The 23,294-nt window shown below is 69.2% G+C and carries 23 protein-coding genes; 3 read left to right on the top strand and 20 right to left on the bottom strand.

What is annotated here, in order from left to right; genetic code table 11:
- Positions 1 to 11 precede the first annotated feature (11 nt).
- From gndA to AB0M47_RS03455, 8 genes are all read right to left on the bottom strand, one after another.
- Complete coding sequence (gndA, locus tag AB0M47_RS03490; RefSeq protein WP_363407689.1) at positions 12 to 1,490, bottom strand: NADP-dependent phosphogluconate dehydrogenase; 1,479 nt, start codon at positions 1,488 to 1,490, stop codon at positions 12 to 14.
- A gap of 107 nt (positions 1,491 to 1,597) precedes the next feature.
- Positions 1,598 to 2,596: an Lrp/AsnC family transcriptional regulator gene (locus AB0M47_RS03485; protein ID WP_363407686.1), complete on the bottom strand. Its 999-nt coding sequence runs from the start codon at positions 2,594 to 2,596 to the stop codon at positions 1,598 to 1,600.
- A 14-nt stretch (positions 2,597 to 2,610) separates the two neighbouring features.
- The gene (locus tag AB0M47_RS03480) at positions 2,611 to 3,465 is read right to left on the bottom strand and encodes an alpha/beta hydrolase (RefSeq protein ID WP_363407683.1); all 855 of its coding nucleotides are present in this window, start codon (positions 3,463 to 3,465) and stop codon (positions 2,611 to 2,613) included.
- 27 nt (positions 3,466 to 3,492) lie between these two features.
- Entirely contained in the window at positions 3,493 to 4,671 is a 1,179-nt protein-coding gene (locus AB0M47_RS03475) for a Xaa-Pro peptidase family protein (protein ID WP_363407680.1), read from the bottom strand.
- On the bottom strand, positions 4,668 to 5,549 hold the full coding sequence (locus AB0M47_RS03470) for an ABC transporter permease (protein WP_363407677.1): 882 nt from the start codon (positions 5,547 to 5,549) through the stop codon (positions 4,668 to 4,670). The genes AB0M47_RS03475 and AB0M47_RS03470 overlap by 4 nt, the downstream gene beginning before the upstream one ends.
- Positions 5,546 to 6,511, bottom strand: coding sequence for an ABC transporter permease (locus AB0M47_RS03465; protein ID WP_253753649.1), 966 nt, complete (start codon positions 6,509 to 6,511; stop codon positions 5,546 to 5,548). The genes AB0M47_RS03470 and AB0M47_RS03465 overlap by 4 nt, the downstream gene beginning before the upstream one ends.
- A 14-nt stretch (positions 6,512 to 6,525) precedes the next feature.
- A complete protein-coding gene (locus tag AB0M47_RS03460) occupies positions 6,526 to 8,121 on the bottom strand; it encodes an ABC transporter substrate-binding protein (RefSeq protein WP_363407673.1) in 1,596 nt (531 codons plus the stop codon).
- On the bottom strand, positions 8,121 to 9,329 hold the full coding sequence (locus AB0M47_RS03455) for a membrane dipeptidase (protein ID WP_363407670.1): 1,209 nt from the start codon (positions 9,327 to 9,329) through the stop codon (positions 8,121 to 8,123). Before AB0M47_RS03455 ends, AB0M47_RS03460 begins: the two co-directional genes overlap by 1 nt.
- A gap of 249 nt (positions 9,330 to 9,578) precedes the next feature.
- On the opposite strand from AB0M47_RS03455, the gene AB0M47_RS03450 reads away from it, so the two are divergent.
- Both AB0M47_RS03450 and AB0M47_RS03445 read left to right on the top strand, forming a co-directional pair.
- Positions 9,579 to 10,577 carry an ABC transporter ATP-binding protein gene (locus AB0M47_RS03450; protein ID WP_363407667.1) on the top strand — a complete coding sequence of 333 codons (999 nt, stop codon included), beginning with the start codon at positions 9,579 to 9,581 and terminating at the stop codon, positions 10,575 to 10,577.
- The gene (locus tag AB0M47_RS03445; protein WP_363407664.1) at positions 10,564 to 11,577 is read left to right on the top strand and encodes an oligopeptide/dipeptide ABC transporter ATP-binding protein; all 1,014 of its coding nucleotides are present in this window, start codon (positions 10,564 to 10,566) and stop codon (positions 11,575 to 11,577) included. Before AB0M47_RS03450 ends, AB0M47_RS03445 begins: the two co-directional genes overlap by 14 nt.
- A 68-nt stretch (positions 11,578 to 11,645) precedes the next feature.
- On the opposite strand, the gene AB0M47_RS03440 is transcribed toward AB0M47_RS03445, so the two are convergent.
- The 5 genes from AB0M47_RS03440 to AB0M47_RS03420 all read right to left on the bottom strand — a co-directional run bounded on the left by AB0M47_RS03440 (position 11,646) and on the right by AB0M47_RS03420 (position 15,798).
- A complete protein-coding gene (locus tag AB0M47_RS03440) occupies positions 11,646 to 12,890 on the bottom strand; it encodes a hypothetical protein (protein WP_363407661.1) in 1,245 nt (414 codons plus the stop codon).
- A gap of 21 nt (positions 12,891 to 12,911) precedes the next feature.
- Positions 12,912 to 13,895: a CU044_5270 family protein gene (locus tag AB0M47_RS03435; RefSeq protein ID WP_363407658.1), complete on the bottom strand. Its 984-nt coding sequence runs from the start codon at positions 13,893 to 13,895 to the stop codon at positions 12,912 to 12,914.
- Positions 13,895 to 14,452: an RNA polymerase sigma factor gene (locus AB0M47_RS03430; RefSeq protein WP_363407655.1), complete on the bottom strand. Its 558-nt coding sequence runs from the start codon at positions 14,450 to 14,452 to the stop codon at positions 13,895 to 13,897. The genes AB0M47_RS03435 and AB0M47_RS03430 overlap by 1 nt, the downstream gene beginning before the upstream one ends.
- A gap of 104 nt (positions 14,453 to 14,556) precedes the next feature.
- The gene (locus tag AB0M47_RS03425) at positions 14,557 to 15,231 is read right to left on the bottom strand and encodes a uridylate kinase (RefSeq protein ID WP_363407652.1); all 675 of its coding nucleotides are present in this window, start codon (positions 15,229 to 15,231) and stop codon (positions 14,557 to 14,559) included.
- A gap of 6 nt (positions 15,232 to 15,237) precedes the next feature.
- Positions 15,238 to 15,798 carry a TetR/AcrR family transcriptional regulator gene (locus AB0M47_RS03420; RefSeq protein ID WP_363407649.1) on the bottom strand — a complete coding sequence of 187 codons (561 nt, stop codon included), beginning with the start codon at positions 15,796 to 15,798 and terminating at the stop codon, positions 15,238 to 15,240.
- Positions 15,799 to 15,913: 115 nt separating this feature from the next.
- Between AB0M47_RS03420 and AB0M47_RS03415 the strand changes: the two genes are divergently transcribed.
- Positions 15,914 to 16,699, top strand: a complete 786-nt coding sequence (locus tag AB0M47_RS03415) for an SDR family oxidoreductase (RefSeq protein WP_363407646.1) — start codon at positions 15,914 to 15,916, stop codon at positions 16,697 to 16,699.
- A gap of 54 nt (positions 16,700 to 16,753) precedes the next feature.
- On the opposite strand, the gene AB0M47_RS03410 is transcribed toward AB0M47_RS03415, so the two are convergent.
- The 7 genes from AB0M47_RS03410 to AB0M47_RS03380 form a co-directional block, all read right to left on the bottom strand.
- Entirely contained in the window at positions 16,754 to 17,080 is a 327-nt protein-coding gene (locus tag AB0M47_RS03410; protein ID WP_363407643.1) for a DUF1048 domain-containing protein, read from the bottom strand.
- Position 17,081: 1 nt separating this feature from the next.
- Positions 17,082 to 17,438 (bottom strand): DUF1048 domain-containing protein, encoded by a 357-nt coding sequence (locus AB0M47_RS03405; RefSeq protein ID WP_363407640.1) that lies wholly within the window; start codon positions 17,436 to 17,438, stop codon positions 17,082 to 17,084.
- Positions 17,435 to 17,761, bottom strand: a complete 327-nt coding sequence (locus AB0M47_RS03400; RefSeq protein WP_363407637.1) for a PadR family transcriptional regulator — start codon at positions 17,759 to 17,761, stop codon at positions 17,435 to 17,437. Before AB0M47_RS03400 ends, AB0M47_RS03405 begins: the two co-directional genes overlap by 4 nt.
- A gap of 162 nt (positions 17,762 to 17,923) precedes the next feature.
- Positions 17,924 to 19,273 (bottom strand): glycosyl hydrolase family 28-related protein, encoded by a 1,350-nt coding sequence (locus AB0M47_RS03395; RefSeq protein WP_363407634.1) that lies wholly within the window; start codon positions 19,271 to 19,273, stop codon positions 17,924 to 17,926.
- Positions 19,274 to 19,428: 155 nt separating this feature from the next.
- Positions 19,429 to 21,093 carry an NAD-dependent epimerase/dehydratase family protein gene (locus AB0M47_RS03390; RefSeq protein WP_363407631.1) on the bottom strand — a complete coding sequence of 555 codons (1,665 nt, stop codon included), beginning with the start codon at positions 21,091 to 21,093 and terminating at the stop codon, positions 19,429 to 19,431.
- A complete protein-coding gene (locus AB0M47_RS03385) occupies positions 21,090 to 22,391 on the bottom strand; it encodes a nucleotide sugar dehydrogenase (protein ID WP_363407628.1) in 1,302 nt (433 codons plus the stop codon). The genes AB0M47_RS03390 and AB0M47_RS03385 overlap by 4 nt, the downstream gene beginning before the upstream one ends.
- Before the next feature lie 22 nt (positions 22,392 to 22,413).
- The gene (locus tag AB0M47_RS03380; protein WP_363407625.1) at positions 22,414 to 23,292 is read right to left on the bottom strand and encodes an endo alpha-1,4 polygalactosaminidase; all 879 of its coding nucleotides are present in this window, start codon (positions 23,290 to 23,292) and stop codon (positions 22,414 to 22,416) included.
- Positions 23,293 to 23,294: the final 2 nt, after the last annotated feature.

Below are 23,294 nucleotides of genomic sequence, written 5' to 3'. Positions count from 1 at the left end.
TCACACGCCGGTCAGTGGGTCGAGGGTGCGACCTCGACCTCCTGCCCGTCCTCCGACCACCGGGTGTGGAAGGTCCCGTCCTGGTCGACCCGCTTGTAGGTGTGCGCGCCGAAGAAGTCGCGCTGGCCCTGGATGAGAGCGGCCGGCAGCCGTTCGGAGGCGAGCGAGTCGAAGTACGCCAACGCCGAGGAGAAACCGGGCGCGGGGACGGCCGACGCCGCCGCGATGCCGACGATCCGCCGCCAGGCGGCCTCGCCCTGGGCCACCGCCTCGGCGAAGTACGGGTCGACCAGCAACGTCGGCAGATCCGGCTGGTGGGCGTACGCGTCGACGATGCGGTTGAGGAACCGGGCCCGGATGATGCAGCCCGCCCGCCAGATCTTGGCGAGCGCACCGAGGTCGATGTCCCAGCCGAACTCCTTCGCCCCGGCCACGATGAGGTCGAAGCCCTGGGCGTACGCGATCACCTTCGACGCGTACAGGGCGGCGCGTACGTCGTCGGCGAACGAGTCCGGCATCGCCTGTGCGGTCGGCCGCGGCCCGAACGTGGCGCTGTGGACGGTCGAGTGGACCGCCGCACGCTGCTCCGGTTTGGAGGAGACCGCCCGGGCGAAGACCGCCTCGCCGATGCCGGAGACCGGGATGCCCAGGCCGACCGCGTTCTGCACGGTCCAGACCCCGGTGCCCTTGGAGCCGGCCTGGTCGAGGATCACGTCGACCAGCGGCTTGCCGGTCTTCTGATCGGTCTTGCCGAGCACCTCGGCGGTGATCTCGATCAGGTACGACTCCAGGTCGCCGGAGTTCCACTGCTGGAAGATCGTGACGAGCTGCTCGACGGAGTACCCGCCCACCCGCCGCAGCAGGTCGTACGCCTCGGCGATGAGCTGCATGTCGGCGTACTCGATGCCGTTGTGCACCATCTTGACGAAGTGGCCGGCGCCGTCGGTGCCGATATGGGTCACACACGGCTCGCCTTCGGCCACCGCGGCGATGCTCTTCAGGATCGGGCCGAGCGTCTCCCACGCCTCGACCGACCCGCCCGGCATGATCGACGGCCCGTGCAGGGCGCCCTCCTCGCCGCCGGAGATGCCGGTGCCGACGAAGTTGAGCCCCCGCTCACGCAGGTCGCGCTCACGCCGGATGGTGTCGTGGAAGTTGGCGTTGCCGCCGTCCACGATGATGTCGCCCGGCTCGAACCGTTCGGCGAGCTGCTCGATCACGGCGTCGGTCCCGGCGCCGGCCTGCACCATGATGATCGCCGTACGCGGTTTGGCCAGCGAGGCGACGAAGTCGTCGACCGTCTCCGCCGCGAGGAAACCGGCGTCGCCATGCTCTCGCAGCAACTCCTCGGTGCGGGCGTAGGTGCGGTTGTAGACCGCGACCGTGTTGCCCTCTCGCGAGGCGAGGTTGCGGGCGAGGTTCGACCCCATGACGGCCAGTCCGACCACGCCGATGTTCGCCTGACCGGTTTGCTGCGCGGAAGAAGACATCAGGATCCGTTCTCGTCGTCCGGTGCGGGCGGCCCCGGGCGCCCGGCGTATCCCTTCCGATTATCCGATGCCTGCCTCCGCGCGGCAGGGGTTTGCGGCGTCCGGGGCTATTTCTGCCGGGACAACGTGACGACGCTGCGCGGCCACCACGGGGTCTCGACGAAGCCCCGGCGGAAGGTCAGCAGGACCATGTTGGCCGTCCAGCCGCGTACGCCCTCCAGGTGGCCCAGCGTGTTGGTGGTGAAATCGAAGATGTCCTTGGTCGTCGGCAGGATGACCTCGCACATCAGCGTGTTCTCGCTGAGCATCGCGGCGACGAAGCGTACGCCCCGGTAGGTGCTCAGTTTGCGGGCCACCGCGTCGAGCGACGGCGGCTCCACGGTGATGTTGAACAGCAGTTCCGATTCGAACCCGAGCGCGGGCGCGGGCACCAGCGTCGTGACGAGGATGCAGCCGCGGCCCTGCAACGTCTCGAACCGGCGGCGTACGGTGCTCTCGTTGACCCCGATCGCCTCGGCCACGGTGGAGAAGCTGGCCCGGCCGTCCTCCCGCATCACCTCGATGATCTGGTGGTCCACCGGGTCGAAGTGGCTCGGGTCGCACTCGTGCAGGTCGGGGACGACCACTTCGGCGTCGGCCGACAGCAGCTGCCGGCTCCAGTCGGCGGCGACTTTGTAGGTGTGCAGGTTGAGATCGGTCCGGCAGCGCTGCACGCCGTCGATGACCTGGATCTCGTTGATCATGTCCTGCAGCGTCTGATCCTTGCGGACGTTGAGTTCGCAGAAGATGTCGTCCGCCCCGCTCACCAGCGCGACGAATCGGATCGCCGGATGCTTGGCCAGTTCCAGGCACACCTTGACCTGGCTGCCCGGGCGGCAGCCGAGGCGCAGGTCGTACAGGTCGGCCGCGCCCGCGTGGTTGATGTCGGGGACGACGGCGACCCGGACGATGCCGTCGCGCAGCAACTGCTGCCCGCGCCGGGCGGCCGTGGCGACCGAGGTCTCGCACAGTTCGGAGATCTCGGTCCAGCTTGCCCGGCCGTTCGACTGAAGGGCGGCGACGATGCGCCGGTCCAGCGGGTCGAGCCGTGCGATGCCGTCAGCCACAGGTCCGCTCCATGTCATGCCTTTGCCGGCCGGTCCGCGCCCACTTCCGACAGGAACTCGCGTACGGTCGCGCGCCACAGGTCCGCCTCTTCGATCTGCGGTGAGTGCCCGGAGTTCTCGAACACGACGAGCCGGCTGCCCGGGATCAGGTCGACGATCGTCTGGCTGCTGGCGACCGGGGTGATCCAGTCGCTGCGGCCGACGGTCACCAGGGTGGGGGAGGTGATCCGGGGGAGCTGCGCTTTGATGTCGTAGTTCGGCTGGTTCACCGCGAAGGCGAAGTTGTGCGTCGCGTACCGGTAGTACGTCGCCTCCACCTTCGCCTCCACCGCGGCCGGGTCGTACACGTGATCGTAGAGCGGGAGGATCTCCCGCCAGCAGTCTCTCAGATCGGCGTCGTCGCGCACGGTACCGCTGTTGATCCGGTCGAGTTTGGCCCGGTCGATGGTGACCCGGGTCGACGCGAGCGCGTTCTGCTCGGCGGCCTTCTCGTTCTCGTGATCGGCCGAGGTGTCCCGCAACACCAGAGCGCGTACGCGTTCCGGGTGGCGGATGGCGTACTCCATCGAGATGAATCCGCCGTAGGAGCCGCCGGCCATCACGAACGTCTCGACACCGGCCCACTCCCGCAGCGCGTCGACGTCGGCGACCCACTGCTCGTGCGTGAACGGTCCGTTGCCCTCACTGACGCCGGAACCACGGGCGTCGAAGACGATGACCCGGAAGGTGTCGGCGAACGGGGCGAAGGTGGCGCGCGGTTCGGCCCGGGAACCGAGTCCGGGCGCGCCGTGGTGGGCGATCAGCACCGGCGCGTCGGCGTCGCCGAACGTCTCGACTTCCAGCTCGTTGTCGTTGATGGTCAGCCGCATGGCTCCCCCTTGAGATTGTGGACGGTTCTAGACGGGCACGATGACGTCGGCGAGGCCGCGCGGGTACGCGGTGAACGGGCGCGCGCCCTCCTCGGTGATGAGCATCGAGTCGGAGATGCGGTAGCCGCCGTGGTCCGGGACGTAGATGCCCGGCTCGTTGGACACGACCATGCCCGGCTCGAGCACGGTCGGATCGCCGTCCTCCAGCCACGGCGGCTCGTGCATGCCCAGCCCGATGCCGTGGCCCTGACGGTGGCGCAGGTATCGGCCCAGCCCGGCCGACCGGATGACGTCGAGGCAGATCTTGTTGGCCTCCGCGCAGGTCAATCCGGGGCGCAGCGCCTCGGTTCCCGTCTGCTGCGCCTGCTGGACGGCGGTGTAGTAGCGCTCCTGCTCGGCGGTGGGCTCGCCGAGGACGAAGGTCCGCTCGCCTTCGACGAACCGGCCGCCGACCGCGCAGCCGAGCGACAGGACGAACGTGTCGCCGGGCTGGAGCCGATAGGCCGACGGCAGGCCGTGCGGCCGGGCGCTGTTGCGTGCTGCGTACACCAGGCCACCGGCCAGGAACGAGACCACCACGACGTCGTCGTGGTCGGCGTACATGGTGCCGGTCCCGACCGAGGAGACGTGCGCGGCGAGTTCGGCCTCGCTGGGCAGCTCGCCGCCGGCCGCGATCGCGTCCTCGACCAGCTTCCGGCCCTCGACCAGCATCAGGTCAGTGATCCGGGCCGCCTCCTGGTGCAGCGCGACCTCCTCCGGCCGCTTGCGGTATCGCTCCCGCATGACCAGGTCGGTCGGGCTCAGCTCCGCGCCGGGCAGGGCCGCCCGGACGAGGTCCAGCCGGCCGACGCTCATGCTCGGGGGAAATCCGACCCGCCCGCGGGCCCGGTCCGCGAGGAAGGCGAACGGCTCGCGGATTCCGGGGAACTCCGGGTACGCGATCAGCTCGGCGGCCGCGTTCTGCACCTGCGCGTGCTCGGCCTCCAGCTCGGGCAGCAGCAGGACGGCCGGCCCGTCGACCGGCAGCAGCACGGCCACCGGTCGCTCGCAGGGATGGTGGAAGAAGCCGGTCAGGTAGGCGACGTCTTCCGGATCGTCGGTCAGCAACGCGGCGTAACCGGCCTGCTCCGCCGCCGCGCGTACAACATCTTGAAGATCGGTGTAGAAGCGGACCGGGAGCCGTTGCGCGAAGCCCATGATGGTCATTCCTCTCTGGTACGCGGATTGCGCGCGTCGTTGTACGCGATGGAGACGAGGGTGGCCGAGACGACCAGAGCGAGGATCGCGAGCGACGGGAACAGCGTGGTCCACCAGGCGCTCGACATCGCACCGGACTGCTGGGCCTCGTAGAGGATGCGTCCCCACGACCAGCTGTTGGGGTCGCCCAGGCCGAGGAACGCGAGCCCGGCGGCGGACAGGACGGCGCGCGACGCGGTCAGCACGACCGACACGACGACGACCGGGGCGACCGCAGGGACCAGGTGTTTGCGCATGATCCAGACGTGCGATCCGCCGGTGAGCCGAGCGGCGTCCATATAGGGCAGCTGGACCACCGACAGCGCCTGCGAGCGCACCACCCGGGTGACCTCGGGCCAGGCGAAGAACGCGATGACCAGCACCACGGTCGGCAGGCTCGGCCCCGCCAGCGCCGCCACCAGGATCATCAGTGGCAGCACCGGCAGTGACAGGCACAGGTCGACGATCGTGCCGATGACCCCGTCGACCTTCGGGAAGTACGCCCCGAAGACCGCCACGACCACGCCGATCACGATGGCCAGCGCCGACGACGCGGCCGCGATGATCATGCTGATCCGGGTGCCCCAGACGACTTCGGCGAAGATGTCCCGGCCGAGGTTGTCGGTGCCGAACCAGTGTTCGCCCGAGGGCGGTTGCAGCACCTCCGACCCGTAGCCGCTGGGATAGTCGGCGAGGAGCGGAGCCAGCACCGCCACCGCGACGAGCAGCAGCATGATGAGGACCGCGCCGAGGCCGAGCGGATTGCGCCGGAACGCCCGCCAGGTCGCCGAGGCGGCGGTCGGCTGGTCGGCGACGACGGTGTCCAGGGTTGTCGCTGTCGCTGTCATGACGTACGCACCCTCGGGTCGAGCAGACCGTACGCGAGGTCGGTCAGGATGTTGGCGATCACGACGGTCGCGGCGAGCAGGACGAACGCGCCCTGCAGCACCGGGAAGTCGAGCTGGGTGACCGCCTCGTAGATGCCGCGCCCGATGCCCGGGTACGCGAACACGGTCTCGGTGAGCACCGCGCCGCCGACGACGAAGCCGAGTTGCAGCCCGACCAGGGTGGTGGTGGGCAGCAGGGCGTTGCGCAGCCCGTGCTTCCACACCACCTTCCGGTTCGGCAGTCCCTTGGCCGTGGCCAGTGCGCAGTAGTCCTCGCCGAGCGCCTCGATCAAGGTCGCCCGCAAGGTCAGCACATAGGTGCCGATCTGCACCAGGACCAGGCTCAGGCACGGCAGGATCAGATGCAGCGCCACGTCGCCGTACCAGGCGGAGCCGTAGACCCCCGGCGAGTACGCGCCGCCGATGGGCAGCCAGTGCAGTTGCAGGCCCAGCGTGAACAGCAGGAAGATGCCCACGCTGGGGATGAACAGTGACTGCCCGACGACCCCGCTGACCTGGACCAGACGGTCCAGCAGGCCGCGCGGGTGGGTGGCGGCGAGCACCCCGAGCGGGATGCCCACCGCCATCGTCACCAGCAGCGACGACACGGCCAGCAGCAGCGTCCACGGCAGCCGGTCCATCAGCACCGTGGTCACCGGCACCTGCTGGGTGAACGAGATCCCGAGGTTGCCGTGCAGCAACTGCCACAGGTACTTGCCGTACTGGACGAACAGGGGCTCGTCGAGGCCGTACTGCTGGAGCAGGATCTGCCGGGACTCGGGGGTCATGTTGGGGCTGGCCACCGCCAGTGCCGGATCACCGGGCAGCAGTCGCAGCAGCAGGAAGGTGACGGATGCGGCGAACCACAGCGTCACCAGGCCGCGGAGCAGCCTGCGGACGGCGAAACCGATGACTGGTGGCATGGGGGTGGCCGTCCTCAGCTGGTCTTCTTGACGTTCGCCAGCGACTGCGGGTCGATGATCGACATCAGTTCGCTCGGCTTGACGATGAACCCCGTCCACTTGGAGCTGTGTGCGACGTAGAGGTTCTGCATGTACATGACGTTGTCGTACACGTTGTCGTGGACCAGCGTCGCCGCCTGCCAGACCAGGTCCTTCTGCTTGGCCTCGTCCGTCTCGGCCTGGGCCTGGGTGATCAGCGCGGACAGCGCCGGGTCGTCGACCAGCGTGTAGTTGATCGCACCCTTGGGCAGGTACGTCAGCGCCATGTTGGTCGCCGGGTCGTCCATGATGGCGAAGTTGCCGGCGTAGATGTCGTACTCGCCGGCCGCCGTCTTGGCCAGGTAGGTGTTGCGGTCCAGGCCCTGGAGGGTGATCGTGATGCCCGCCTTGGCCGCGGAGTCCTTGACCATGGACGCCCACTGCGACGTCACCGCGTCCTGCAGCGAGTAGATCATCGTGAGGTTCAGCGGGAACTTGCCGCTGCCGTCAGCCTTGTACCCGGCCTCCTGCAGCAACTGCTTGGCCTTGTCGACGTCGAACGCGTACTCCTTGAGCGACGGGTTGACGAAGTCCTTGAGCACCGGCGGGATCGGGCTCGACCCGGTCGTCACGCCTTGACCCTGGAGGACGACCGTGCGGATCGACTCGTAGTCGACGGCGGCCGCGAGAGCCTGGCGTACCTTGAGGTTCTCCAGGGGCTTGCGCGACATGTTGTAGGTCATGTGGGCGTACCCGAGGCCGGGAACCTCTTCCACCGTGATGCCGCTGGTCGACTTGAGGTTCTTCACCTGAGCCGGGGGCAGCGCGTTGGCGATCGCGTCCACGTCGCCGTTCTTGAGCGCGAGGATCTCGGTGTTGACGTCGGGGTAGACGCGGAAGACGACCTTCGCCAGGGTCGGCGTGTTGTCGGGGGCGAACGGGTACGGGGTGACGCGCTCGAGCGTGTAGCTCTGTCCCTTGACCGCGCTGACCAGCTTGTACGGTCCGGCGCTGACCCAGTCGGCGTTGTTGGCGAACTTGGAGACGTCGCCCTGCTTCTCGAACACGTGCTTGGGCACGACGTTCATCCAGTAGCCGACCTCGGGGATGACGGTCGCGTCGGGCTTGCTCAGGTGCAGCTCGACCCGGGTGGCCGAGGCCGCCGTCGCGGACTCCACGTTCGCCAGCTGCCCGTACGTGGTGTTGCCGGTCGGCTTGTACTGCTTGATCGCGTTGATCGTGTACGCGACGTCCTCGGCCGTCACCGGCTGGCCGTCGCTCCACTTCATGTCCGACCGGATGGTGTAGTAGCCGGTCTTGTCGTCGGCGTAGCCGTACTCCGCGGCCAGCATCGGCGACTTGGCGCCGTTCGCGTCGATCGTCAGCAGGCGGGGATACATGAGGTTGGAGACCCAGTAGTCCGTCCGGCTGTTGCCGACCAGCGGGTTGTAGTTCACCACGTCGGTGGTGGTGGCGATGGTCAGCGTGTCGCTGCCGGCGCCGCCCGTCTCGCTCGGCGCGCTCGGGCTACAGCCCACGACCGCGGCGAGCGGCACGGCGGCGACGCCGAATATGAGGGCACGTCTTCTCATCAGACCCAGACCTCCTCGAGGACCCGGATGGTGTTGCCGCCGACGACCTTGCGGATCTCGTCGTCGGAGTAGTCGTGCTTGACCAGCCATCCGATGATGTTGAAAAAGCATTCGGCCGGGTTCTCCAGGCCGTCGACGTACTCCACCTTCGGGAACTGCACGGCGCCGTGCGCCTCCTTGGTGGACAGGTTCGCCGCGAACGCGTCGTGCAGGCCGACGTGATCACCGAACAGCGTGTCTGGCCCGAACGTGACGTGGTCGATCCCGATGAGGTCGACGCAGTGCACGAAGTGGTCCATCACCGATTCCAGGCTGTGGGCCGGGTGGGCGTGCGAGAGGGTCGTGTGCGGCGCGGCCTCCAGGCCCAGTACGCCACCACGCTCGGCACAGGCCTTGATGACGTCGTCGGGCTTCATCCGGTTGATCGGCCACACCGAGCGGGAGCCGCAGTGGGTGATGAAGACCGGCTTGGTGGAGTGCTTGACCACGTCCAGCGCGGTGCGGTCGCCCGAGTGGGAGATGTCGATGGCCAGGCCGAGCTTGTTCATCCGCTCGACGGCCTTCTCGCCGAAGTAGGTCAGGCCGCCGTCGCCGCGCTCCTTCAGACCGCTGCCGAGCATGTTGGCCTCGGAGTAGGCGATGCCGATCTGGCGTACGCCGAATCCGTAGAGCACGTCGAGCCGGTCGACCTCGTTCTCGATCATCGTGGCGGCTTCGAGGGCGAACACGTGCGCCACCCGGCCGGTCTCGTGCGCGCGGAAGATGTCCTTGAGCGTCTCGGCCTTGACGACGAAGTCCTGGTGGGCCAGGTCAGCCATGCGTACGCCGAGGTCGAACAGCACGTCCTGGTACTTCCAGCCGGCGTCGCTGGAGATGCAGCAGGTGCCGTCCATCCCGTTGTCGAACACGGCGGTCATGCCCGAGCGGGACAGGCCCTCGTAGCCGGTGGGTTCGCGGCCCTGGCGGATGTGGTCGCGCAACTGCGTCATGTCCTGCGGGAACACCTGCACGTGGTCGTGCAGCGAGATGACGATCTCCTCCCGCAGCAGCCGCGTCGTGCGCTCGGTCTGGCTGTCCGAAAGGTCCAGCCCGGCGTACGGGGCGACGCGGCCGATCTGCTGGGCGTACGCGAACTCCTTGTAGTCCTTGCCGGCTTCCAGATAGTCGTACGCGGTGTATCCGGTGTAGCGCTTCGCCGGTTCGAGCATGAGTGACTTCCCTTCGTTTTCGGCCCGTCGCAGTGGTCCTTGGGGGTGCCAACCGCGCGAAACCGGTTCGACGCCGTAACAGACTCGCAATGATCCGGCGTGCTGTAACCAAGGGTTGCAATAATCCGGCGCAGAAGTCAAGATGTAAGTGAAGATCAGGCAGTGATCTTATAGAGGTGCAGGTCAGACCATAGCTCGCCCTCGTCAGACGGTGACGAGCAGGCGAAAGAGCACGGCGAGGAGGTGCCCATGACCGAACCGACCCCCACCCCGGCGCTGTCGGTCCGGAAGCTGTCGGTGACGTTCCACAGCCGGCGCGGCGACATCCCCGCCGTGGCCGACGTCGGCTTCGACGTCGCCCCCGGTGAACTCGTCGCGCTGCTCGGCGAGTCCGGATCGGGCAAATCGGTCACCGCGCGGGCCGTCATGGGTCTGCACACCGGGTCCGCCGAGGTCCGCGCCGACCGCATCGCGCTGTCCGGAACCGACCTGCTGACGCTGCCCGACCGCGACCTGCGCGCGCTTCGCGGCAGCCGGATGAGCATGGTCTTCCAAGACGCGCTGTCGGCCCTCAACCCGGTGCTGTCGATCGGCGACCAGATCGGCGAGCTGTTCCGGGAGCATCGCGACATGTCCCGGCGGGCGGCCCGGCAGCAGGCGACCGACCTGCTCGGCCTGGTCGGCATCCCGGCGCCCGCCCAGCGGGTCGGCGACTATCCCCACCAGTTCTCCGGCGGCATGCGCCAGCGCATCCTGATCGCGATGGCCATCGCGCTGGAGCCCGAACTCGTCATCGCCGACGAGCCGACGACCGCGCTGGACGTGACCGTTCAGGCCCAGATCCTGGAACTGCTCGACGACCTGCGCCGCCAGCTGAACATGGCGGTCCTGCTGATCACCCACGATCTGGGCGTCGTCTCCGAGGTCGCCGACCGGACGATGGTCATGTACGCCGGGCGCATCGTCGAGGCGAGCACGACCGAGCAACTGCTCGGCGCACCCGCCCACCCGTACGCCCAGGCGCTGCTGCGCTCGGTCCCGCAGGCCGGGCAGATCGGCGACGACCTGTACGCCATCCCCGGCACCCCGCCGGACCCACGCCGCCAGCCCTCGGGCTGCCCGTTCCACCCCCGCTGCGACCAGGTCGTCGACCTGTGCCGCAGCGAACGGCCCGCACTTCGCTCGCTGCCGGGCGATCGTGCCGCCGCCTGCCACCGTGCCGAGGAGGTCCTGCATGCCGTCGCCTGATCCGACGCCGTCCGCCGAGTCCTGGGCGCTCGAAGCGACCGATCTCCGCAAGACCTTCGCGACCGGCCGGGCCGGCCTGCGCCGGACGAAGGTCAGCGCGGTCGACGGGGTCAGCCTCCGGCTGCGAGCCGGCGAGTCGCTGGGCATCGTCGGCGAGTCCGGCTGCGGGAAGTCCACCCTGGCCCGGATGCTCGTCGGGCTGGAGAGCCCGGACTCCGGGACCATCCAGATCGCGGGCCGGCCGATCGGCGACAACCGCCGCGAGCTGAGCCGCCACGTCCAGATGGTGTTCCAGGACCCCTACACGTCCCTCGATCCCCGCATGACGGTGCAGGAGCTGATCTCCGAACCGCTCACGGTGCACCGGATCGGCACCGCCGCCGAGCGTCGCGACCGGGTCGCCGAGCTGCTCCGGCTCGTCGGCTTGTCGCCGGAGATGATGGCGCGCTATCCGCACCAGTTCTCCGGCGGCCAGCGGCAACGGATCGGCATCGCCCGCGCCCTCGCGCTGGAGCCGCGCGTACTGATCTGCGACGAGCCGGTGTCCGCGCTCGACGTGTCGGTGCAGGCGCAGGTCGTCAACCTGCTCCGTGACCTGCAACGCCGGATGGGCATCGCGCTGGTGTTCATCGCGCACGATCTGTCGGTCGTCCGCCACATCGCCGACCGCACGGCCGTGATGTACCTCGGCCGCCTCGCGGAGACCGGCGACACCGCCGACGTGTTCGACTCACCGGCGCACCCCTACACCCAGGCGCTGCTGTCCGCCTCACCCGTCGTCGACCCCAACCGCCGCCGGCGCCTGGCCGACCGCATCGTCCTCGCCGGCGACCCGCCCAACCCCACCAACCCACCCTCCGGCTGCCGGTTCCACACCCGCTGCCACATCGCCGTCGCCGAGTGCGCCACGACGCAGCCGCAGATGCTGAGCGTCGGCGGCGGCTGGGCGGCGGCCTGCCACCTCGCCCAACGCGAACCGGCCGACAGCTCCGCCTCCTGAGGCGGAGCTGCCGGCCAGCCTTTCTTCTTAGCGGGTCAGCACCTCAGCTTGCGTGCTTCCGGGACGGGTCAGCGGACGGTGCGGGCGATGAACGGACGCATGGTGGTCTCGTCGCCGACCGATCCGACTGCCCACATCCCGCCATCCGGGCTGGGCGCGAGCGCGCTGATCGAGGCCTGGCCGGGCGCCGGAACAGCGGCCGGGATCCAGCCGGCCCCGGTCCAGCGGCGTACGTAGGCCTCGTAGGTGTCGTCGAGCGGTGAGTAGGTGTCACCGGCCGCCAGGACCGTGCGGCCATCGGAGGCGATGTCGCGCAGGTCGCCACGCTCCTCCGGCGCGTGCGTATCGGTCCAGGTGGCGCCGTCCCAATGGAGGACCAGCGGACGGTTGATGTCCCAGCCGTACAGGTCGCGTTGACCCCGGCCGGCGATCCACACGTCGTCTGCGGTGATTACGCGTACGCGGGCCACCCGCTGGATCACCATGGTGATGGCGGGCGCGGGGAACTGCTTCCAGCCGTAACCGTTCCAGTGCAGGATCAGCAGCTTCTCACCGGTGGTGTCCTTGCCGGTGTAGTCGGTGCCGGCGATCCAGACGTCCTGCCGTCCGCCCGCGTCGACGCTGCTGATGTCGAAGTCGTCGCCGAGCGCGGGCAGGGCGACGAGCTGCCACCGTACGCCGTCCCAGTGCTGCACGAAGCCACGGTCGTCGCCGGTCGTCCCGTCCCACGCGAACCCGGACAACCAGACGTCGTACGCGCTGATCGCCTTGATGCCGCTGAAGAAGTACCCGTCCGTGCCCGGGATCGGCACGGGCGTGGTCCGCGTCCACGTCTGGCCGTCCCAGCGCAGCACACCGCAGTCCGCCGCCGCCCAGACACTGCGGCGGCCCGACGCGCTGACGGAGTTGATACGCCCCAGGTTGGGAACCGGCGCCTGACTCCAGGAGGTCCCGTCCCAGTGCAGCGCCAGCGACGGAAGGCCGACGGCGTCGCACTGGTCCGCCTCGGCGGCTGCGGGGCCGGCGGTCGTCTTCTCCGGGACGGTGAAGCCGACGGCCCACGCGTCGTCTCGGCCGATCGCCGTGACCCCGGTCAGGTTGGCGTGGTCCAGGACGGGCAGGTCGAACTGCTGCCACCGCGGCCCGGCCGACTCCTCGCCGCTCGGCGAGGCCGTGCCGGTCGAGATGCCGTTCCTCGGTGGGTGGCTCGACGCGGCCGGTGCGGCCGCCGTCAAGGCGACCGACACGATCGCCAGGACGCCCAAGGCGTGCCGTCCGATCGACATGGTGATTCCCTTCTCCTTTGTGGACATCGGTGCTGCGTTCACCAGTCGTCACCGGTTTCCTGGCTGGTCGACGAGGGTCACGACGAGCCGGAGCCGCGAGCTGACGAGCGATCCCGCCGCCGGGACCTGCTGGTTCGCCGGGTCGTCGGCCCACTGCTGCCAGGCCGCACGCTTGTCCGCGGTCAGCCCGGCGGGCGGCAGCGGACGCTGCTTCCGTACGCCGTCGCTCACCACGCGCTCACCGAGGTACCGGTAGGTCGCCGGATCGAAGAGGATTTCCGGCGTACCGGGCAGCGAGAGCCCGACGGCGGGTTCCCCGACGACATCGGTCGCCGTGTCGACGCGGATGCCGGGCAGGGTGGCCAATGCGCGGTAAAGAGCCGCCTGTACCGAGGGCGGCGCGCCCAGCGGCGAGTTCCACAGCAGCACACCGGCGTTGGCGAAGGCTCGCTCGCCGGGCGATCCGGTCGTATTCGACGACAGATCCGGCTGGTCGGCGAGAGCGGTTACCATCGCCGCGGGCTCGGTCGGCAGCCCGGCGAGCCGCTGCCACGCGCCCAGCGGCGTGTAGACCTCAGGCTCCGAACCGGCCGGTCCACTGACGACGACGATCCTGCCGTCGACCAGGCTCGCGTCCTGCCGGCCGTCGAGTCGCTGCCACGCCTCGCCTCGATACACCGGGTCCTTGCTCTTGGGGTCGTAGCCGGCGTACTGGTAATGGATCCACTGGTTCGGCTCGGGCGTCAGCGCCGGCAGCCCTTCCGCGGTCCATGCCGCGTTCGTCAGCACCTGCTGCGCCGCGCTCAGCCGGGGCGCCTGCTGCCTGCTGGGATCGCCGGATCCGATGCCGCCCACGGCGACGACGGCGACGACCGCAGCAGCGCCCAGCGCCAGCACGGCGACCCGGAGCGGTGCCCGGCGGGGGCGTCGGCCACGCATTCCGCGGATCATCCGCTGCCGACCGGCGGCCAGCGCCGACGGTGTGGGCGGGGGCTCGGCGAACACCCGCTTCACGATCTCGATCTCGTCCATCAGTTCTCCTTCAAGGGGTTCACGTCGCCCAGCACTCGGCGCAGTTCGCGCTTGGCTCGGTTGAGGCGGGAGCCGACCGTCCCGGCGGGAACGCCGAGAGCCTCGGCGACCTCCTGGTAGCTCAGCCCGCCCAGCGCGGTCAGGAACAGCACGTCACGGTCGGCCCGGGCCAGCCCTTTGATGGCCCCGGCCAGCCGCGGCCCGGCCCGCTGGGCCGCCACCCGGGCGGCCACGTGGTCTTCGTGGCCGTCGGCGGCGTGCTCGGCGCTGACCCGGGACAGCGCCTTGAGCCGGCGTCCCTCAGCACGCCGGTGGTGGGACACCACCTTGGTCGCGATCCCGAAGAGCCACGGCTTGATCTCGCCGCGGTCCGGGTTGAAAGACGCCCTTTTCCGGAACGCGACCAGGAAGACGTCGGCGGTCAGGTCGCCGGCGGGTTCCCAGCCCAGCCGCCCGGCGATGTACCGGTGGATGTCCTCGGCGTATCGGTCGTACAGCGAGGTGAACCACTCGGGGTCGTCCCGGGCGAGGGGATGGGCGTCGGTGTCGACGGTCATTGGCTCCTCCGTGGTGAACGGTCACCCAGTACTCGCCCGCAGCCGCGATCTTCTTCATTCCGCGCGCGGACTCGACCCGGTGCCGGTCACCGACGTGCCTGCCGTCAGTGGGTTCGGGTCACCCAGACCGGCCGCGAGGGCTCGTCGTTGTGCACGATGACGTCGGCGTGCTCGGCCGGGCGGACCGTGGCGACATAGAGCTGCTGGGCAGGGATGTATCGCTCGCGCCAGCGCCGTTCGACGGCGGCCGGAGTGGACACGGGGCGCTCTCGGATCACGGCGCGATCCACGGTCTTCGCCAGGTCTGTCGACACGAAGACGCGTAGGTCCCATCGGTCGTTCAGTTCCGGGCGCAGGAGGAAGACGCCGTCGAAGACCAGCACGGCATCGGCCGGCGCGGTCGTGACGGGCGGGGACAGCACGGTGTCCGTGGTCCGGTCGTAGACCGCGGGCTGGAACCCTCGATCGCCGCCCGGACCGAGCGGATCGAGCAGAACCCGGTTCAGCGCCGCGTAGTCGTGGGCGTCGAAGTAGCAGCCTTCGGCCGAGTACTCGCCGCGCGGATAGCGCTGTGCCCGGGGGAACAGGAAATCGTCGATCGTCGCGCGGATGACGTCGCGGCCGCGTTCGCGCAAGACGGCGGCCAGCTCGTCGGCGAGGGTGGTCTTGCCGGCGGCGGGCGGTCCGTCGACGGCGACCCGCGTCGGGTGCGCGACGGCGATGGATCCGACTGCCTCGGCCAAGCGGCCGAGCAGCTCGCCGCGGGTGACTTGGCCCATCAGCCGTCAGCCGATGCCGTGGAAGAGCATGTCGAGGATTCGGGCGGCGGCCGCGTCCGGCTCGCCGCCGCCGGTCGGCCCGTGCGCGGTCTCGTTGATCAGCGCGAGGTAGACCTGCCGGGCCCAGGCCAGGTCGACCCCCGCCCGGATGTCGCCGGCCTGCTGTGCGCGCCGGAACACCTCGTCGCAGGCGGCGTAGACGGCCTGCTGCAGGCGGCCGATCTCCTCGTTGGTGGCCGGCTGGCCCAGTGCGAACGTCCAGCCGGACTTGATGGCGAGGATGTTGGCCGTCGCCTGGTGCAACGCCACCAAGGGCGGCGCGGTCGCCGGACGCGCGCCTTCGACCGCGCCCGCGATCTGCCGCCAAGCTGACTCGGCCAGCGCGGCCAGCAACGCGTCCCGGTTGGCGAAGCGTCGGTGGACCGTCGTACGCGCGACGCCGGCCGCCTCGGCGATCTGCTCCAAGGTGGCCGCCGGATCTTCCTTGAGCACCCGTTCGGCCGCCTCCAGGATGGCCTGCACGCTGCGTTCGGCGTCCGCACGAAGGCGCCGTCCCGTTGCCGTCACGCCAGAGATGCTACACGACGCCACCATTGCTGAGGCGAACTGCAACATGATGTTGCGAATAAGCCGACGAACCGCTACGTTGAATCGCAGTTACCCCTCCAGCTTGGGAGTTTCCATGGCACGCCAGACCGCACTGATCACCGGCGCCTCCTCCGGCATCGGCGCCGCCTTCGCCCGGCAGCTCGCCGCCGAGGACTACGACCTGGTCCTCACCGCACGATCCGTGGCGCCGATGGAGGAACTCGCCGCGCAGTTGCGGCAGGCCCACGGCGTACGCGTCGAGGTGCTCGGTCAGGATCTGGCTCAACCCGATGCCGCCCGCCGGATCGTGCGGGAGCTGGAAGACCGGGACCTGGCCGTCGATCTGCTCGTCAACAACGCGGGGTTCGGCACCTGCGGCCGGTTCGAGCAGATCGACGCCGACCGCGACCACGATCAGCTGATGGTCAACGTGGTGGCGCTGACCGACCTCGCGCACGCGTTGGTGCCGCACATGCTGCGCCGCGGCAGCGGGGCAGTGGTCAACGTCGCGTCCACGGCCGGCTTCCAACCGGCGGCGTACTTCGCGGTCTACAGCGCGGCCAAGGCGTACGTGCTGAACTTCAGCCTCGCCCTGTGGAGCGAGTATCGCGATCGCGGAATCAAGGTGCTGGCACTGTGCCCCGGGCCCGTGGAAACGCCGTTCTTCACCGTGATCGGCACCCGCGACGCCGCCGTCAGCGGCCGGATGGTCACCCCTGAGCTGGTGGTCGGCAAGGCGCTCAAGGCACTCAAGCGCAACCGCGGCTACCTCGTGCCGGGCCTGAGCAACTTCGCCAGCGCCCACCTTCAGCCGCGCCGCCCACGCAAACTGCTGGCGCTCGTCAGCAAGATGGTCACCCGCCGCGTCGTGACCGCCTGAGCCGTAGGTCGGAAGCGCCGGCGAGCAACCTGGCTCGCCGGCGCTTCACTTGGGTTACTTCCCGTCCGCGCCGGGCTTCGTGCTCAGGGACTCCTGATAGGCGTCGGCGTAGGTGCGCGAGTCCTTGATCAGGCCGTCCGCAAAGGCGGCGACGTCGTCGCCGATCAGCTCCAGCACTCCCTTGCCGGCGGCGACGCCCTCCTCGAAGAAGTCGACCAGCTCGGGGAGCAGATTGCCGTCCGCCAGGTCGACCGGTCCGACCTTGAAGAAGTACCGCTGCATCTCCTGGTAGACGATCTGGTAGTCCGGCGGGAGCGCCTTGACCCGGGCCACGTGCGCCCGCCACTGCCGCTTGCCCTCGATGATGTCCTGAATGCCCACGTCAGCCTCCCAACCGGCCCAGTTTCCGGGCGACGTTCCGGTTCAACTGCGCACGCCACCGATCGCGATAGGTCCGGGCGCCCTTTCCACCGGCCAGCGCCGCACAGAAGCCGGGGATGTCGTCGCCGAGCACCTCGCCGATGCTCAGCCCGTCCGCCGAAGCCTCCTCCAGGAGTCCCAGGGCGGCGTCGACGATCGGCGTCAGGTCGCGACCCGTGAAGCCCGCGTACGGGAAGAGGTTGCCCTTGATCTGTTCCCAGGCCGCCTGGTAGTCGGCCGGCAGCGCCTGCGCCCGAGCCTCGAACGCCTTCCAGTCCCTCGTGAGGTCACTGCCGGTGATCGTCTCCCAGAAGCTCATCTCCCGCCCTCCCTGAGCCTGTCGATGCGTGATGAGACGTACTGCCACTTCGCCCAGAACGTCGCCAGCTCCGTACGCCCGGCGTCGTTGAGCGCGTAGAACTTGCGCGGCGGGCCCACATCGGACGGCCGCTTCGTCACCTGGACGAGCCCGTTCCGCTCCAGTCGCAGCAGGATGGTGTACACCGTCCCGTCGATGACGTCGGCGAAGCCGAGCTCGTTCAACCGGCGCGTGATGGCGTACCCATAGGTCTCCTCGCGGCCGATGATCTCGAGCACGCAGCCTTCGAGCGTGCCTTTCAGCATCTCCGTCAGGTCTTCCATCGCGGCCCCTTCTCCGTCTCCGCGGTACCCCGTGCTGCCAGGTACCGCTATACGGTAGCACAGGGTACCGCTATCCGGTAGTACCGAATAGCGAGCCGATCGCGCGGGGCCGTCATTCCTCGTGGCCGGGCGACATCGGTCCCGGCCACGAGGCCGATCCGGTTACGCCGTGACGTCCGCGGTCGCCCAGGAGTCGCGGAAGGCGTACCGCTTGGGGTTGGCGTCGTAACGGAGGAAGGCCGTCCCGGTCGAGGTGCTCACCGCGGTCGAGGTGTGGTGGAACCGGCAGCCTTCGTAGATCAGCTTGCCGTTGGTGAGGGTGGCCCCATCTGCCGCCACCACGTGGTAGCCGCCCAGGACGCAGTCCTGGTAGCGCACGATCGGCAGCCGGCCCGTGCCGCCGCCGGTGTAGCGGTGGAAGTTCAGGAATCCGGCCGAGTCCTGGATCGCGGCGACGTCGGAGCAGGAGGTGAAGGTGACGTTGCCCCGGTTCCAGGCGCAGTCGATGACCTTCTGCTCGGCTCCCTTCTTGGGTTCGAATCGTACGCCGTTCACGTTGAGACGCGCGTCGGTGATGTCGCCGTCGGCGGTGTTGGAGAGCGCGAAGTAGCGCGCGGGCGCGGTGCCGACCATCGACCACGAGCCGCCGAAGACGTTGATGGAGCCGCCCCGGTCGAACTTGAGCAGGTCACCCCCGGCCAGGGCGAAGTTGCAGGACAGGAAGAAGTAGTTGAGGAACTGGTCCTGTTGTTTGCTCCCGGCCGGGTTGGTCACACCGCAGTGCAGGAACGCGTCGGTGTACGCCGAGACGGTGTCCGTCGAGCAGAGCAGGAAATGGTGCTCGCTGTTGTTGTTGGAGTATTTGTCGCCGTCGAGCCCGATGACCCGGTTCCACTTTCCGCGCCACTCGACGTTGCGGTAGACGAAGTACTGGTTCTGCCCGGCCCCATACTGCGGGTACACCGAGTCGCTCGCGACCGAGGTCACCGACCAGTAGTACGCGAAGTTGTTATTGGGATTGGACGAGCTGATGCTCATGTCCTCGAACGTGGTGTAGCGCAGGCGTACCGCCGCGGTGATGAGATTGTTCTCCCGTGGGTCGGCGTTCGCGGCGAACGTGGTGTCGAACGTGATCGTCGTGACCCGTACGCCGGAGCCGCGGTAACGCAGGCCGAAGACCTGGTCGGCGGTGCCGGTGGTCGGGGACCACATGAGGGTGTCCTTCTGTGTGATGCGGTAGTTGCCCGGCGGGAAGAAGATCTCCTTCTGTGCCACGCCGGACGCCCGGCCGGCGATCGCGGCGGTCACGGCGGCCTTGATGGCCGCGGAGTCGTCGGTCACGCCGTCGCCTTTGGCCCCGAAGGTCTTCACGTCCACCGTGTAGACCGAGGGGTCGGTGTTGGCGGCGGCGGCCTCGACGCCCAGCAGCGCGGCGGCGCTCGCACCGCCGACCGCGCCCAGCCCGAGTGTCAGTGCCCGGCGGCTCATGCCGCCCCGGTCCTCGTGTCCCATACAGATCCTCCCCAAACGGAAAATGATCTGTACAAAGTAGACGCCGAGGATCTCCGCACACAAGATCGTCGATCAAGAACGGCCCGCGCGTATGCGCCGGGAGCACGCTGCGTGCGCTCCCGGCGGAAACTCTCCGACCGGACGTGCCCGTCGACTCACAGCTGGGAGAGGGCCCGGTCGCTGACGAACACCTCCAATCCGAACTGTTCCGCCCGCCGGGCGGCGAAGGCGGCGAGCCCGTCGCTGTCGGCGTAGTCGAGCGCGAACAGGTCCAGCCCGAGCTCGGCCAGGCCTTCGGCGATCTGCGCATGGTGCTCCAGCACGTCCTGCGGCCACGGGGCGTAGCCGTCTTCGACCCACCGCACGGAGAAGGACTCGAAGAGCATGCCGTCCACGAGTTCGGCGAGTTCCGGAAGCATGCCGAAGCCGCGGTTGGCCAGGATGTACGCCGACCCGGCCATCGCCCGCATCGCGGTGATCAGGGAGATCAGATGCGGGACGTCCTCCGGATAGGTCAGCTCGACGTTGAGCGTGTCGAGGAACAGGCCGTCGAAGCCCATCGCCAACGCGGTGTCCGCCTGGTTCAGGACGTGGTCGACCCAGCCGGGATGATCGACGTGGACGAAGTGGCCGCCCCAGTCCGGGTTGCGGTCGTCGCGCTGCCAGGGCGCCGGCGGGCCCTGGTCCTCCGACAGCGACAGGTACGCCAGGGTGCGTACGCCCCGCTGGCCGAGGTAGAGCAGATCACGGGCCCGGTAGAAGTCTGGTTGCAGCACCACTGTGCGGTACTCGGTCAGCCGGTCGAGTTGCCCGTTGCCGTAGTAGAAGGCGATCGGCTTACGTTTGCGGCCTGGCCGCATCCATGCCGCGTACCAGTCTCGGGTGCGGATGACGCCCTCGGCGAGGGAGACCTTCGGCTCGTAGCCGGTCAGCCGTCGCAGCAGCGAGAGGTCGGGCCAGCGGCGGCTCACGGATCCCGACGGCGCGGGTTCGGCGTGGACGGTGGCGGTGTGCCCGGTCGCCTCCAGGACGAGCGCCGCCAGGTCGACGATCTTGGTGGTCTCGGTGTCGTTGCCGATGTGTACGATCCGCCGGCTCGCCTTGGGGCTCTCCATCAGCCGCAGCATGGCCTCGATCGCGTCGTCGATGTAGCAGAAGGCGCGATACTGGTCGGCGCCCGGGACGGCGAACGGCTCCTCGCCGTTCACGGCTCGCATCAGCATCTCGGGAATGACGTGGTCGCTGCCCATGCGCGGGCCGTATACATTGTGGAACCGGCCGATGACCAGGTCGAACCGCTTCGCGGTGGCGGCATGCAGCAGGGCCGCCTCGCCGAGCAGCTTGCTCGCGGCGTACGCGAACCGTGGCGCGGCGATGTCGGAGATCATCAGGGGAACGTTCTCGGCGGTCGGGATGCCGACGACGCCCGCTTCGACGCCGCCGGCGTACACCTCGCTGGTCGAGGCGAAGAACACCCGGCCGTCCTCGACGGGGCGGATCCAGTCCAGCAGGTTCATCACCGTCATGGTGTTGACCCGGATGACCCGGGCCGGATCGCGTTCCACATTGCGTACGCCCACCACCGCCGCGAGCAGGTAGACCTGATCCCAGCCGTGCTCAAGGTCGGCCCACGCCTCGGCCGAGGTCAGGTCGGCCGAGACCACCGTGACCGCCGGATGCTCGCAGACGGTGGTGAGGTCCTGGTCGTGGCGGGCGCGGGAGAAGTCGTCGACGATGCAGACCTGGTGGCCGTCGGCGGTGAGCCGGCGGGCCAGGTGCAGCCCGATGAACCCCGCGCCGCCCAGAAGCAGTGTCCTCATGCCGGCGCCCCCACTCGATAGCCGAGCCCGGCGTATCGGATGCCCGCCGCCGTCAGCGCCTTCTCGTTCAGCACCCGCCAGGAGTCGTAGACCAGCTCCGGCTGCCCGTAGGTGACCACGTCCTCGACGCGCAGCGCACGATAGTCGGGATGGTCGGTGATGACCAGGACGGCGTCGCTGTCGCTGAAGGCCTTCTCCAGACTGATCGGCTCGCCGCCGAAGGCCCGGATCACCTCGGGGGTCACCATCGGATCGTGCCCAAGCACGGTCAGCCCGGCCTCGCGGAACACCGGAATCATCGTCGCGATGGGCGTGCCGCGCATGTCGTCGGTCGGCGGGGTGCCCTTGTACGCCCAGCCCAGCACGGCCAGCCGCTTGCCGGCCGTGGAACCGTGACGCTCCGCGAGGAGCTCCACCACTTGGCGGGCCACGTGCAGCGGCAGGTGTTCGTTGAGCTCGCGCGCCCGGTCGATGAGGAACGTCCCCTCGCCGGCGGAACTGGCGAGCATCAGGTACGGGTCCTTGGACAGACAGCCGCCGCCGACGTATCCGGGGCGGGACAGGTCCGGCCTCGGATAGCCGACGTTGGCGGCGTGGATCAGCTCCAGCGGATCGATCCCGTGCCGTTCGGCGATCAGCGCCACCTCGTTGCCGAAGGCGTAGATCAGGTCGGTGTGGCAGTTGTTGGCCAGCTTGACCATCTCGGCCACCTCCAAACTGGAGACCGGCACCACGACGTTGGCGAGCTGTCCGAACACCTCGACGGCGGCGGCCACACTCGCGTCGTCGAGGCCGCCGACGATCTGCGGCAACTCGACGAGCTCCCGGAGCGCCTGGCCCTGGATCGTCCGCTCCGGCGCCATCGCCAGCAACGGCGTCTCCCAGGTGGCGGCGAGGATCGGCAGGACGACCCGCCGGCAGGCACCGATCGGCACCGTGCTGCGGACGACCACGAGCGTGCCGGGTGCGCACCACTCGGCGACGTCGGCGGTCGCGGCGGCGACGTTTCGCAGGTCGGGCTCGTGAGTGAGCGGATCCACGGGCGTCGAGACGCAGATGACCGCGGCGTCCAGCCCGTCCCGGGGCAGCTGCCGGCCCACGAGGATGCGGGTGCCGGCGTACCTGCGGAGCACCTCGTCCACGCCCGGCTCGTAGATGTGCGTCCGGCCGCGGGCCAGCTCGTCGACGACGTCCGGCTGCACGTCCACGGCGTGGACGGTGTGCCCGGCCCGGGCGAGCGCGGCGGTGAGGGTGAGCCCGACATAGCCCAGCCCGATGATCCCGATGTTCTTCGGCACTTTCCAGATCCTCCTACAGTGATCAGCAGCTGACCCCGATGCGGTCCAGCTCGCGTACGCCGACATAGCCGGCGAACTGTTCTTTTCGGTAGCGGGTGCACAACGCCTGGACGTGCTCCGGCTTCACCGCGTAGTCGACGGCGAGCACGAACTTGCCGCCGTCGCGCAACGCCTCCACGTCGGCGAGGTTCTCGGCGCAGTAGCGCTGCTCGCAGGGCACGTCGGTCGCTTGGTAGAAGAGCTCTTCGACGCCGACACCGTCGATCGCCTCGGGGTAGCCGCCCTGGTGACGCAGTTCCGGCGAGTTCTGCGGGACGATGCGGAACCCGGGGCGGTGGGCCTTCGCGTACCGGCTGATTCGCACGACGAGGTCAGCCATCGCCCGCGCCAGCCGTCCGCGATCCCATCCCGGTACGCGCGCGAGGTCGATCTCCTCGTAGGCGAGCGGGGTGTCCAGATAGGCGCCGTCGAACCCGGCCGCCAGCGCCCGGTCCAGCCGCGGCCGGACGACGGTGTCCCACCAAGCCGGCTCCCAGTAGCGGCCGAACCGCTCGCCGGGCCAGTCCGACCATTCGTTGAGCAGCAGCCCCCGATCCTGCACGGCCGCGAAGTCGGGCCGGAAGTTCTCGATGCTGCCGATCTCGAAGTACGCCAAGACCGTCGTTCCGGCGGCCCGGAGCGCCGCGATCTCGTCGGCTCGGAAGTAGCCGGCCGAGTTGTCGCGAGCCAGGTCGATCACGGCGTACGGCGGTCTGCGGGCCGCGATCTCGTCGAGCCGGCCACCCGGATAACCCTGCAACTGGTAGATCCAGCCGCTGTCGGAGGCAGCCGAGGTGGCCGGCGGCTCGCTGCAGCCGCCGGCGGCCAGGGTCAGCGTCAGCACGACGACGGTGGGACACATGC

The organism is Hamadaea sp. NPDC051192 (assembly GCF_040682475.1).
GTDB classification, from domain to species: Bacteria; Actinomycetota; Actinomycetes; order Mycobacteriales; family Micromonosporaceae; genus Hamadaea; species Hamadaea flava.
This window is presented reverse-complemented; position numbering and strand designations above follow the sequence as displayed.